The sequence below is a fragment of the Vibrio sp. SG41-7 genome (assembly GCF_014164465.1).
Taxonomy (GTDB): Bacteria; Pseudomonadota; Gammaproteobacteria; order Enterobacterales; family Vibrionaceae; genus Vibrio; species Vibrio splendidus.
Window position 1 is genome coordinate 1 of the sequence record NZ_JACJFF010000063.1, and the last position, 12,084, is coordinate 12,084.

Here is a 12,084-nt window from a genome sequence, read left to right on the forward strand (position 1 = left end):
TCTCGTTTATGGACATGGCGCGTAACAAGACTCGCTTTATACAGCGCATTAACCGTAGAGGCAAGTTGTCGGCAAGTACCTTCACAGCCAGTACGAAGTAATGCTTTGCAGCACACCTTCCATTCAAGTGGCAGTAGTAGTAATTCAGATACAAAAAAGGAGCCCAAGGCTCCTTTTTCAATTCAATCAAGTTACTACTCAGCTAACTAACGCTCGTTAACCAATGTTCTTCACTGGGTTCGCATAGCTGTCGATCAAGTACTGACGAGCACCTTGTGGCAAACCAGATAGTTTATCTTCAAACTCCTGCTTAACCGCTGCTGTAATCGACTCGTCTTCTTTTTCCGCTGCCAGCAAGTTTACTGGAAACAGTTTATAGTTGTCGTGGATCTGGCGGTCGATCTCTTGAGCAAGCGCTTCAGGCGTATCAAAATCTTGATCGATAACCTGACCGAAACCAACATGAACACGTCCTTTATTACCGATGATACCTTGAATGATACTTTCGATATCTTCAAATTCACCCTTTTCGTAACTGCCGTTTACGTCTTTTTCAAAAAGCTCGATCGCTTTCGCGATGTCACATGGATCGTTTTCATAAGAAATAGACACAGGAACGATCTTCAACGACTTCACGTACTCAGGGAAGGCAATTTTCTGCTTACGACCTTCAACGTGGAACATCTTCAAGATTGCTGGCTCAGTAAAATCATTACCGTCTTTTGCACGGCCTTCCTTTTGAGCGATCCAGATAGAATTGCCCGTTTCCAAAGAATGCTTAATGTACGAAGACAACTGCCCTAGTGCTTTCATCATCTCACGCGGCCCTTTCAAAGAACGCTTTACAATAAAGCTCTTATTAAGGCGCATCAGTTCAGTCGCACATGGTTTCTTCAACAAGTTGTCACCAATTGCAATTCGGCAAGTTTGGTGATTGTTGTGATGCAATGCGTAATTAACTAACGCCGGATCCATAGCAATATCACGGTGGTTTGAAATAAACAGGTAAGCTTGACTAGCGTCCAGTGACTCTACACCTGTGTATGTCACACCATTCGTGGTTTTCGCTAATGTATCTCGCAAGTATTTCTTAACTTCAATCTGAATGGATTCAACGCTGGTCAGCTTGCTCCATTTCATTTTCAAGTAAACGCGCAAGATCGGACTCATTAATGCTTTAAACCAAGACGCATGGTTTGAAAAACGATAGTGCAGAATCGCACTGATAAATTCTTCATCATTAATAAGACGGTTTAGTGCCGCTGGAATTTCATCATCGCCGTAAGGACGAATATCAACATATGGATCGGTCGGAGAGGTCATTTTTTAATTCAAATAATAAAAATCTGGCTCATTCTACGCGTTGTTTTGACTTCTCGCAGCTACAGAGTCCATACTTTTGACAAGGTCAGACCAGAAAGATTGAAAATACCCTGTTATTGTTGGCATTCTTGAAAATTAACGGTAATCTTGACGCCCCAAAATTAAGGTACTATCTATGAACTTCGCTATTGAATATACATCGGCTTACTTTTCACACTTGGTGATCACACCTCGCAAGAAAGTACTTAAACATAGCCTTGTATCGGTTCAAAGTGGCTTGGTTTTGATAAAGCTGGGTAAACAAGAGTATGCCGTCGAGCCAGGCCAGAGTGTATGGATTCCATATGACTGCCTAACATCACTGACCTACTTTCCAAACACCCAGGTTAATCGTGTCGATTTCTCAGTTCGTTTGACCGACTCATTCCCGAGACAAGCAGGATACATCACGCAAACCAACCTCTCTTCTGCGTTACTGGAAAAGTTGGAGCTAACCAAAGCTCGCGCTTCAAATGCCAATAATACGGAGCAAGCGTTTAAAGATATGCTTTCTGTTCTCAAGCAAGAAGTGTTGGCATTTAAGCCACTGCTTTGCGAAAGTGCTTTGTCTCAGCGATTCAATCAGTGGAACATCGATGACTCGAACCTACCGCAAGAACACACCTTGGTGATGGTAATGCGCGAGGCAAAGAAACGTATGCAGTCGGGTCAGAAACGTGCACTTGTGATTGATGATTTGTTCTCAGGCAAAGAAGAAGAGTTTGAACAGCTGTGCATGCTTGTTTTTGGTGAAGATTTATAGCTTAGCGATAAGTTATAGCTAATATGAAAGCAGCAAACCAGATACTAAAAAGCCGCAAAAACTCAGTTTTTGCGGCTTTTTTAATTCTTAGCATCGATTAATAACCTAACGGTCTAGAACGGCAATTCAACCTGCATCATTAGGTCAGCGTCTCGTGAGTCATGCCAACGGTAATCAAATCGCATGCGCGGTTGCCCTTCTACTTTATCACCAAAGTCAATACTTAATTGAAGGCCATGATTCATCAACCACTCTTCTGTCGACATATCATACTGATCATCTTCGAGATCTTCTGGGAACCACATACCTAATCCAACGTAGTTAGATTCAAGGCTTTGAGTTAATAGAGGCGCATCTTTGCTCTGAATAACCCAATCAGACCAATAGTCTGCCGTTGATTCAGGTTCATCTTCGCTTAATCCGCTGAGCTCCATCATACGTTGACCGAAGGATTCAAGGCTCGTAGATAAGTCTAAACAGTTATTTTCATCGTCAGAAGTCAGCATGATCGAATCTAAGCTAAAGAAATCACAATCAGCGTGAGCAGGCATACTGCATGCTGCAATGATCATCGTCGCTGGTATCGCGCGCTTTAGCATAGTCATCAGACCTCTTAAATTAGTGAATCTACATTATTGTATACAGTTCACCATCTTGCAATATCTTTGTAACTGACTTTGTACTCAATTTCGCAACATTGCTCCCATTTTGCAAAGCAAGGCGGATATCGGTACTACGAATCTTTACTTTTTCAGGGCAAGCCATCACAGACCACTGCTTGGTAATCTCATCTGATTTATAGAAAGATGAGAATTTAAAGAAGTTATCTGGGCCAATAACAAACGTCAGTTCAGCGTCACGATGTAACTTTTGGAGTTCACTGAGCACTGCATAAGTCGTGACGCTTTCACCTGGAGTAAATAGGCTCTTTTCGATCAAAGAAAGCTCCACTTGATCCAGTGAAAGATCGCTAATAAATGCGTTAACTAACTGACATCTCGTATCAAAGTCTAGCATCTCTTTTCCCCAAGCATGGGCAATACTTGGAACAAGTAGAATTTTGTCAAAGTGAGCCAACGAATCAATCACACTTTTGTGCCCTAAGCTCGGCGGATTAAACGCACTACCGAAAATGGCTATTTTTTCCATTATTTATTACTGCCTTCTCTTTCTAAGCTTGTGCAAAGAGGTTTTTAAATCGGATGATTTAGGTATGATAACACTAGATTTTTAATTTGCTTGCAGGAAAGGAATACGAATGGAACAGTTAATTCGTGACGAAATGCGCGTACTACCTTCAATTGACCCTCACTTCGAAGTGACTCGTCGTGTGGACTTTATCAAAACGAAACTTCAGCAGTCAGGCTGCAAGTCTCTGATCCTTGGTATCAGTGGCGGTGTGGATTCGACAACTTGTGGCCGTTTAGCACAAATGGCAGTTAATAGCCTGAATGAAAGCGCTGGTAGCGACAACTACCAATTCATCGCCGTTCGCCTACCATATGGTGAGCAAAAAGATGAAGATGAAGCACAACTTGCTCTGTCTTTCATTCAGCCTTCTCAATCCGTTTCTGTAAACATTAAAGCCGGTGTTGATGGGCTTCACGCTGCATCTCATGTTGCTCTTGAAGGCACAGGCCTGCTACCAACAGATTCAGCAAAAATCGACTTTGTGAAAGGGAATGTGAAAGCTCGTGCTCGCATGATCGCACAATACGAAATCGCAGGTTACGTTGGTGGTCTTGTCATCGGTACCGACCACTCAGCGGAAAACATTACTGGCTTCTACACTAAGCACGGTGACGGCGCATGTGATTTAGCACCTTTGTTCGGCCTGAACAAACGCCAAGTTCGTGAGCTTGCAGCAACGCTGGGCGCTCCAGAGCAACTTGTTAAGAAAGTACCAACTGCTGATCTAGAAGAGCTTGACCCTCAGAAAGCCGATGAAGCAGCATTGAACCTTTCTTACGATCAAATCGATGATTTCCTTGAAGGCAAAGAAGTCTCTCAAGACGTATCAGATCGCTTAGTTGGCATCTACAAAGCAACACAGCACAAGCGTCAACCAATCCCAACGATCTACGATTAATTTTTAAATTAGTCTCAGAATCAAAAAGGCCGGAAGCTCATTTACGAACTTCCGGCCTTTTCTATTTAGTGTTTTTCCTTTTGACCGAACGTGTCGTTAATCCACAACTTCGATATCGGTTTGAGGCACACTGCAACACGCCAGTATCTGACCCATATTGCGTTCATGCTCTTGCAATGCAGGCACATCAGGTTGATGAACTTGCCCAGACTCGAGGGTCACTTTACAAGCGCCACAGAAACCAGCACGGCAGCTTGAAGCGATAGACACACCCGCCGACTCTGCTTGCTCTAGTAAGGTTGACTGATTATTACCTTCGAACAAGTAGCCATTGACACTCAATTGCAGTTGCTTCACCGCCTCTTCGGTAGACTGAGCGACACCAAACGCTTCTTGGTGGTAATGCTGGGGGTTGAGTCCCATTTGAATCAGCAGTTTCTTTGCATTATCCATAAAGCCGTCAGGGCCACACACGAACGCTTGGCGCTTGTGTAACTCTTCAATTTTAGCGACATGAGACACGCTCAAACGGCCAGATAAACCATCCCACTCTTTGGTTGGTTGGCTTAGCGAATAAATCACACGTAGGCCGGCATGCTCACTAGCGATCTTATCAATCTCAGCTTGATAAGGGATGTCTTCTTCGCTGCTGCATTGATGATAGAAAACCACATCATCAATTTGACCATGGTCTGCCAAGTAGCGAAGCATCGACAACATTGGCGTAATGCCACTACCTGCGGATAATAGTAGTAGCGGGTGCGTTGGATTTTGTTCTAGATAGAAAGCACCATCTGGGTTTTGAGCAACAAGAGTATCCCCCACTTGGAAGTGATCATTGAGCCAGTTTGAGATTTGACCATCGTCCACTCGCTTTACAGAAATCGCCAAACGACCTGCGCGTGATGGGCTCGAGGATAACGTGTAACGACGAGACACTTTTTCGCCATTAATCACCATCTCAATCGGTAGATGTTGCCCTGGCTGATAACTTGGCAATGAATGGTTCTCTTTGGCAGGCTCTAGCCAGAACGTCGTAAAGTCTCGGGCGATCTCTTCACGCTCAACGCAAGTTAAGTGTAGCGATTCTACCCATGTATCTTCGTAGTGCTCATTTTCTTTAGTTTCTAATACTTCAACAACATCACCGGCTTTGACTAAGCCTTCATTTTTAGCCACAAGGTTTTGGCCAAAGAAAACGCCACCGCGCTCGTTGGCTCTGAATGATGAAAAGGTGTTAAGCGGCTCTTTTGTCGCTCTAAGTTCGCCACTCTCAACATCAACCGTAGTTAGGATACATCGTTCACAAGGCTTAACGGATTCAAATTCAACCTCACCAATTCGGATACGCTTCCAGCTATCTTCAGCAAAAGGTTCTGTGTTGGAAACAACAAAGTTGGTGCGGAACTGATCCATTGAATGGGTTTCAGGGCTGCGGCGATTGAGTTCATCAAGAGAGGCTTGGCTGATCACTAACATTGGGTAACCGTCAGCAAAACTCACATTGTGACCGAGCTTTTCACGAACACGATTCGATTGCTCGCCAGAAAACAGTAGCTCAACGCGCACGCCCAACACATCACTGAACCAATCATCGGCTTCATCACATGTCGTGTATGCCGTGAAGCTGTCTTTCCACACCGTTGCTGGCGCTTCTTGCATCTTGAAGCTCGCATACTTTAAGCGCAGCGGTTCTTTAGCTTCATAAGTGAAGATCAAACCATCTGGTTGCAAGCTAGAAGATACCTTGACCATTTTAGGGTACTTACGTGCCGTCACCATTGAGCCGTCAGCTAACGCCAACATAAAACGTCTGTCGAAGGTAAGGCCCTGTTTTTCGACCCAAGCAGAAGAGAGTGCAATCCCGCCCACTGACTTAACCGGAAATACATTGATTTGAGATAGAGAAGGCACTTGCTGTGAAGCCTTTTGATCTGACGGTAGCTGCGACATAACGATTCCAATGTTTTGTTATTTGTCCCAATGCTAACAAATGGTTATAAATAGATAAACTGGCAGGTATTAAACACTTGATACTAAGCTATTATCTTGAGATGTTTAGCTTTCTATTTTGATACATTAAGGCAGCAATGCAGTAACACTCTCCATACGTTCTATACTTTGAACACGATTAATGCATTGAACTTTCATTGAATAAAAAGGATTTATCATGAACAAACTCGTCATTATCATCTTATGTGTACTACTTCCGCCTGTTGGCGTGTTCTTCGCTCGTGGCGCAGGTAAAGACCTATTGATTAACATCATCCTGACTTTCTTCTTCTGGGTGCCAGGAATGATTCACGGACTCTGGGTGGCGACTCGTTAACCCGCCTCCTACCATCTCCGAGAATTAATACCGAATAAAATACTCAGAAAAACAAGCTCCTAGCCCTGAAGAGTTAAAAATAGGATGAAATGAAAGTGCTTTTCCACTATCATCCTGTCGCCTAAACGTAAGCGATTGCTTTCACAGATTTCGCCGAGTTTAGGCTCCAACTAAATAACACTTCAAATGGTGGGAGCCTTCAATGACACAACTTACGATTACTCGTCCTGACGACTGGCACGTTCATCTACGCGATGGCGAAGTATTAAAAGATACAGTCCGCGATATCAGCCGCTACAATGGTCGAGCGTTAATCATGCCAAACACCATCCCACCGGTAACCGATACCGAAATGGCTTTAGCTTACCGTGAACGCATCATGGCAGAGCAGCCAAGCGAGCAATTCCAGCCTCTAATGGCACTTTACCTGACAGACAACACCACACCTGAAGAAATTCGCAAAGCGAAAGAGTCTGGTGCAGTAGTGGCAGCAAAGCTTTACCCAGCGGGCGCGACAACTAACTCTGATTCAGGCGTGACGTCAGCACAAAAGATTTACCACGTGTTAGAAGCAATGCAAGAAGTGGATATGTTGCTACTGGTTCATGGTGAAGTTACCACTCACGATGTTGATATCTTCGACCGTGAGAAGCAGTTCCTAGACACAGTGCTAGCACCGATTGTGAACGACTTCCCTAACCTAAAGATTGTTCTTGAGCACATCACAACTGCTGATGCAGCAAACTTCGTTAAAAACGCGAACGACAACGTAGCGGCAACCATCACCGCTCACCACCTGCTTTACAACCGCAACCACATGTTGGTTGGCGGCATTAAGCCACACTTCTACTGCCTTCCTATCCTGAAGCGTAACACTCACCAATTAGCGCTTATCGAAGCTGCAACAAGCGGCAGCAAGAAGTTCTTCTTGGGTACAGACTCTGCACCACACGCAAAAGGCGCAAAAGAGTCAGCATGTGGTTGTGCAGGTTCTTACACAGCGCACGCTGCTGTTGAACTGTACGCAGAAGTATTCGATTTAGAAGGCAAGATTGAGAACCTAGAAGCGTTTGCAAGCCACAACGGCCCTGACTTCTACGGTATTCCACGTAACACGGACACCATCACTCTTGTTAAAGAAGAGTGGAACGTTGCTGAAACCATGCCTTTCGGTTCAGACATCGTTGTGCCAATCCGTGGCGGCGAGACGATTGCTTGGTCTGTAAAATAAACGCTTGGTCGTAAAAATAAGCGCTCATATTGCAAAACAAGAGCGTGGTGTTAATTAAACACGACCCATTAGATTAAAAGGGGCACCATAATGATTATGGTGCCCCTTTTTCGTTTCGTGGAGAGAGGGTTTTATTAAGACCAATAATGAGCGATTACTTATCGCGAATTTTTCCAACCACAGTCCAAACAGCAACAACACTCAGTCCAGCTAAGACACCAATAACACCATTCAACAGCGTTGGTACCACCGCGGTTGCAATCGAATGTCCACTGAAGTCCATAATAATCGGTTCAATTAAATGATGAATCGCAGGGACGTTGTGAACCACAATACCGCCGCCAACCAAAAACATCGCAGCCGTTCCAACCACCGCAAGCGTCCTCATTAACTTGGGCGCAAATGCGACTAGCCCATTACCCAATTGGGTTTTAATGGCACTCCCATTCGATGTTCGCTGGAGATAGAAACCTAAATCGTCCAACTTCACGATCCCAGCAACTAAGCCATAAACACCAATCGTCATCACAACCGCAATCAAACTCACGACAAGAATCTGAGTGACGATACTTGTACCCGTCACGGTGCCCAGAGCTATCACGATGATTTCCGCAGATAATATGAAATCAGTACGAATCGCGCCTGCGACCTTTCTCTTCTCATATTCCTCTATGGATTCGCCAGTACTCGTATCCTCTCCCTTTTCATCATCTTGATGAGAATGAGGAAACAGCTTCTCTAAGATTTTCTCCGCCCCTTCAAAACAAAGAAACAAACCTCCAATCAAAAGCAAAGGCATGATCAGCCAAGGAATAAAGGCACTGATCAATAATGCCGCAGGCACCAAAATCAACTTGTTTTTAAATGAGCCTTTTGCAACCGCCCATACCACTGGGATTTCTCGTTCAGCAGAAACACCGGATACCTGCTGAGCGTTCAGTGCTAAATCATCCCCCAACACACCAGCGGTTTTTTTAGCTGCCACCTTAGACATCAGTGCGACATCATCCAACACGGTTGCAATGTCATCCAGTAGCGTTAATAAACTTGCTCCAGCCATTTTATGGTCTCTTTTAAGGGATTAAACAATTGATAAAATGTAACACCATCAATCCACTCATCAAAGTTATGAGTCTGTAAAAAATAGAGTCACAAGTTGTGTTTTCTATTGCCGTCTCAGCTAGACAGGACTAGTCTGTCTTCATCTTTCACGAACATAAAAGAAGAAGTATAGATGAAAAGTGAATACTCCTACCCAATCGGTGAGCCTGGAAAAAAATGGCAACAAGCAGAACGTCAAGCATGGTTCGCTCAAAGAACGGTTAAGCGTGAATATCAACAAGAAGTTGTGCCAAAAATCCAAGCATTGGCAGACCGCTTTGACATCGAGCAATACGGCGCACTGAGCTACGATGAAGCTCGTTTCCCGCTTTTTGCAATCAAAAGCAAAAACTGGGACGCATCAAAACCAACGATCCTTGTAACGGGTGGTGTTCACGGTTACGAAACCAGTGGTGTGCATGGCGCGATCAAGTTCGCCGCAACTCAAGCAGAACAGTACTCAGCACACTTCAACATTGTTGTTGCACCTTGTGTGAGCCCTTGGGGTTACGAAGTCATCAACCGTTGGAACCCAAATGCTGTCGATCCAAACCGCTCTTTCTACGATGGTACACCAGCAGAAGAATCAGCGAACCTACGTGCATTAGTCGCTTCTTTACCAGAAGTGTTGGTTCACGTTGATCTACACGAAACGACGGATTCTGACGAAACAGAATTCCGACCAGCACTCGCAGCGCGTGATGGCATTGAGTACATCGAAGGTATGATCCCAGACGGTTTCTACACAGTTGGTGATACTGAAAATCCACAGCCTGAGTTCCAAGCGGCGGTAATTGCTTCAGTTGAAAAAGTAACGCACATTGCGCCAGCAGACGCAGACGGCAAGATCATTGGTTCTGAAGTTACCCAACATGGTGTGATTAACTACCCAATGAATAAGCTTGGCTTATGTGGTGGTGTGACTGATTGTAAGTACGGCACAACCACTGAGGTTTACCCAGACAGCGACAAAGTGACAGACGAAGAGTGTAATGACGCTCAAGTTGCTGCTGTAGTCGGTGCTTTGGATTACGTAATTCAACATGAATTGAACGCGTAAGCTATTAGCTAATAGCTGCTCCCTAAAACTAAAAAGAGCCACAAGTGACGATTCACTTGTGGCTCTTTTTTTGTCTTATCTGCTTGTCTTTGATTTCTTCTTGGGCATAAAAAAGCTCCCTTGCACACAGTACAAGAGAGCTTTGAAATAATGCTTAATAAGGAGTAACTAGCGAACTATCTACTCCCCATACTTGATTACTTTATTTAGCGGTTTCGCTAACGTTTTCTTGTCCTTTATCTACTTCAGTCAGTAGACCTTTCAACAAGCTGAAACAACCAATCAGAAGAATGATCGTAAACGGTAGTGCAGCAATGATCGTGATCGATTGCAGAGCTTGGATAGATTGAGTACCACCAATCCACAACATCACCATTGCAATAGCGCCTGAGATAACCGCCCAAACCACTTTCTGTTTAACAGGAACTTCAAGCTTACCACCCGCTGTCATGCCATCGATAACGATAGAGCCTGAGTCTAGCGTTGTAACGAAGAACACGATGATCAGCGCGACTGCGAGAACCGACAGAATACTACCGAACGAGTAAGCATCTAGCATGTAGAACAAGCTTAGAGACACGTCTGTGATGCCTTGGTCGAGACCAAGTTGCCCTACATGATTAATCACCTGCTCGATAGCCACGCCGCCGAAGATAGCCATCCAAGCCGACGTTACCAATGTTGGGATAATCAGTACGCAAAGTAAAAACTCACGAACCGTACGGCCTTTAGAAATACGCGCTACAAACATGCCGAAGAAAGGTGCATACGCAACCCACCATGCCCAGTAGAACACAGTCCAGCCATGCAGCCATGTTGTGTCTTCACGACCAGAGCTTTGGCTCAACGCTACGATGTTATTCGCATAACCCGTCACCGCCGTTGCCACAGAATCAAGCACGGTTGTGAAGTTCAGAACAGCGATAAGACCAAGGAATACGAACGCAATAACCATGTTCAGGTTACTTAGGAACTTAACACCACCGTCCATGCCACGCATAACAGAGATGATCGCCAAGCCCATAATCAAAACGATAATAGATTGCTGAAGGTAGATGTTGTTTTCCAAGCCAAACACGTGGCTAATACCACTTGCTGCCTGCGTACCACCTAGGCCTAATGAAGTCGCAAGGCCAAACAGAGTAACCAGTACCGTTAGTACGTCGATCACATCACCTGTTTTACCCCAAACTCGTTCACCCAGTATTGGGTAAAACACAGAACGCATTGATAGCGGTAAGCCTTTGTTGTAAACAAAGTACGCTAGACAAAGCGCCGTCATGCCATAGATAGCCCATGCATGAAAACCCCAGTGGAACAGTGTCGCGCCAAGAGCGAGTTCACGGCCTGCTTCTGTAAAAGGTTCTGCACCGAGTGGCGTTCCGAACCAGTTCGTGAAGAACGCGGTTGGCTCTGCAACACCCCAAAAAATAAGTCCTATACCCATACCCGCTGCGAATAGCATTGCTATCCAAGATGACATGGAGTAATCCGCCGTCGCGTCTTCGCCACCTAGACGAATTTTACCCAAAGGTGAAAACGCGAGAACAACGGCAAACGCTAGCATGATGTTAGCTCCCCACATAAAGAGGAAGTCAAACTTTGATAAAACAGCACCCTTGATAGAATCAATAGCAGCTTTAGCATCTGCAGGAGGAAGAGCAAGAAGAGTGATGATGAAGAGAAGAGATAAGCCTACTGAGGCTACGAAGACTGTGTTATGGACATCCATGCCCCATTTACTGACGTTGTCTTGACCAACTTGATAGTCAGTAGAATCAATACTGTATTTTTTTGATTTAAAACTCATAAATTATGATGTTCGCATATCCGAATTAACGAATATAAGGACGCTCTCCATATCCAATTACTACTTGATTGGCTCGCCGCACCACCTAAATAAAAAGGCGATAAAAATCACAATGATTGGTGACAAATGGACTTATTGGCTCAATCCCAAGGCGCGGATTATAGCACAGCTCAAAGCATTTTGACTGAGTTTTAGCTCAATAGTCACCCAAACCACCGTCAATAGTGATAGTTAAGCCAATAAAAACAGAATAAAATAAACAAATAAAAATGTTTAAATACAGCACTTTAAATAAAAATAACGCACTGTAAAATCTCATTCAAACTTTCTAAAGATAAA

General features: G+C 44.4%; 11 protein-coding genes. 5 read left to right on the forward strand and 6 right to left on the reverse strand.

The window, feature by feature from the left end; all coding sequences use genetic code 11:
* Nucleotides 1–216: 216 nt before the first annotated feature.
* The gene (locus H5300_RS16390; RefSeq protein ID WP_029222283.1) at nt 217–1,323 is read right to left on the reverse strand and encodes a 1-acyl-sn-glycerol-3-phosphate acyltransferase; all 1,107 of its coding nucleotides are present in this window, start codon (nt 1,321–1,323) and stop codon (nt 217–219) included.
* Nucleotides 1,324–1,498: 175 nt separating this feature from the next.
* On the opposite strand from H5300_RS16390, the gene H5300_RS16395 reads away from it, so the two are divergent.
* Nucleotides 1,499–2,125, forward strand: a complete 627-nt coding sequence (locus H5300_RS16395; protein WP_017077381.1) for a hypothetical protein — start codon at nt 1,499–1,501, stop codon at nt 2,123–2,125.
* A 113-nt stretch (nt 2,126–2,238) separates the two neighbouring features.
* Here the strand turns inward: H5300_RS16395 and H5300_RS16400 are convergent, their stop codons facing one another.
* Together H5300_RS16400 and H5300_RS16405 are read right to left on the reverse strand one after the other, a co-directional pair.
* The gene (locus H5300_RS16400) at nt 2,239–2,730 is read right to left on the reverse strand and encodes a hypothetical protein (protein ID WP_182796445.1); all 492 of its coding nucleotides are present in this window, start codon (nt 2,728–2,730) and stop codon (nt 2,239–2,241) included.
* A 22-nt stretch (nt 2,731–2,752) separates the two neighbouring features.
* Nucleotides 2,753–3,274: a nicotinate-nicotinamide nucleotide adenylyltransferase gene (locus H5300_RS16405; protein ID WP_017081421.1), complete on the reverse strand. Its 522-nt coding sequence runs from the start codon at nt 3,272–3,274 to the stop codon at nt 2,753–2,755.
* A 109-nt stretch (nt 3,275–3,383) separates the two neighbouring features.
* Between H5300_RS16405 and nadE the strand changes: the two genes are divergently transcribed.
* A complete protein-coding gene (nadE, locus tag H5300_RS16410; protein WP_004731887.1) occupies nt 3,384–4,214 on the forward strand; it encodes an ammonia-dependent NAD(+) synthetase in 831 nt (276 codons plus the stop codon).
* A 96-nt stretch (nt 4,215–4,310) separates the two neighbouring features.
* Here the strand turns inward: nadE and H5300_RS16415 are convergent, their stop codons facing one another.
* Nucleotides 4,311–6,167 carry a hybrid-cluster NAD(P)-dependent oxidoreductase gene (locus H5300_RS16415; RefSeq protein ID WP_182796446.1) on the reverse strand — a complete coding sequence of 619 codons (1,857 nt, stop codon included), beginning with the start codon at nt 6,165–6,167 and terminating at the stop codon, nt 4,311–4,313.
* Between the two features lie 217 nt (nt 6,168–6,384).
* Between H5300_RS16415 and H5300_RS16420 the strand changes: the two genes are divergently transcribed.
* Both H5300_RS16420 and pyrC read left to right on the forward strand, forming a co-directional pair.
* The gene (locus H5300_RS16420; protein ID WP_004731890.1) at nt 6,385–6,543 is read left to right on the forward strand and encodes a YqaE/Pmp3 family membrane protein; all 159 of its coding nucleotides are present in this window, start codon (nt 6,385–6,387) and stop codon (nt 6,541–6,543) included.
* A gap of 202 nt (nt 6,544–6,745) precedes the next feature.
* On the forward strand, nt 6,746–7,774 hold the full coding sequence (gene pyrC, locus H5300_RS16425; RefSeq protein ID WP_048609740.1) for a dihydroorotase: 1,029 nt from the start codon (nt 6,746–6,748) through the stop codon (nt 7,772–7,774).
* 154 nt (nt 7,775–7,928) lie between these two features.
* Here the strand turns inward: pyrC and H5300_RS16430 are convergent, their stop codons facing one another.
* Nucleotides 7,929–8,834, reverse strand: a complete 906-nt coding sequence (locus H5300_RS16430; RefSeq protein ID WP_102442639.1) for a DUF808 domain-containing protein — start codon at nt 8,832–8,834, stop codon at nt 7,929–7,931.
* A 174-nt stretch (nt 8,835–9,008) separates the two neighbouring features.
* On the opposite strand from H5300_RS16430, the gene H5300_RS16435 reads away from it, so the two are divergent.
* Complete coding sequence (locus tag H5300_RS16435) at nt 9,009–9,935, forward strand: M14 family metallocarboxypeptidase (protein ID WP_017087367.1); 927 nt, start codon at nt 9,009–9,011, stop codon at nt 9,933–9,935.
* Nucleotides 9,936–10,137: 202 nt separating this feature from the next.
* On the opposite strand, the gene H5300_RS16440 is transcribed toward H5300_RS16435, so the two are convergent.
* Nucleotides 10,138–11,745 (reverse strand): BCCT family transporter, encoded by a 1,608-nt coding sequence (locus tag H5300_RS16440; protein ID WP_004731897.1) that lies wholly within the window; start codon nt 11,743–11,745, stop codon nt 10,138–10,140.
* Nucleotides 11,746–12,084 lie beyond the last annotated feature (339 nt).

What these genes read in the sequence shown, in the direction of transcription:
- H5300_RS16390 (WP_029222283.1), bottom strand. Translation starts at nt 1,323, where the DNA reads ATGACCTCTCCGACCGATCCATATGTTGATATTCGTCCTTACGGCGAT.
- H5300_RS16395 (WP_017077381.1), top strand. Translation starts at nt 1,499, where the DNA reads ATGAACTTCGCTATTGAATATACATCGGCTTACTTTTCACACTTGGTG.
- H5300_RS16400 (WP_182796445.1), bottom strand. Translation starts at nt 2,730, where the DNA reads ATGACTATGCTAAAGCGCGCGATACCAGCGACGATGATCATTGCAGCA.
- H5300_RS16405 (WP_017081421.1), bottom strand. Translation starts at nt 3,274, where the DNA reads ATGGAAAAAATAGCCATTTTCGGTAGTGCGTTTAATCCGCCGAGCTTA.
- nadE (WP_004731887.1), top strand. Translation starts at nt 3,384, where the DNA reads ATGGAACAGTTAATTCGTGACGAAATGCGCGTACTACCTTCAATTGAC.
- H5300_RS16415 (WP_182796446.1), bottom strand. Translation starts at nt 6,167, where the DNA reads ATGTCGCAGCTACCGTCAGATCAAAAGGCTTCACAGCAAGTGCCTTCT.
- H5300_RS16420 (WP_004731890.1), top strand. Translation starts at nt 6,385, where the DNA reads ATGAACAAACTCGTCATTATCATCTTATGTGTACTACTTCCGCCTGTT.
- pyrC (WP_048609740.1), top strand. Translation starts at nt 6,746, where the DNA reads ATGACACAACTTACGATTACTCGTCCTGACGACTGGCACGTTCATCTA.
- H5300_RS16430 (WP_102442639.1), bottom strand. Translation starts at nt 8,834, where the DNA reads ATGGCTGGAGCAAGTTTATTAACGCTACTGGATGACATTGCAACCGTG.
- H5300_RS16435 (WP_017087367.1), top strand. Translation starts at nt 9,009, where the DNA reads ATGAAAAGTGAATACTCCTACCCAATCGGTGAGCCTGGAAAAAAATGG.
- H5300_RS16440 (WP_004731897.1), bottom strand. Translation starts at nt 11,745, where the DNA reads ATGAGTTTTAAATCAAAAAAATACAGTATTGATTCTACTGACTATCAA.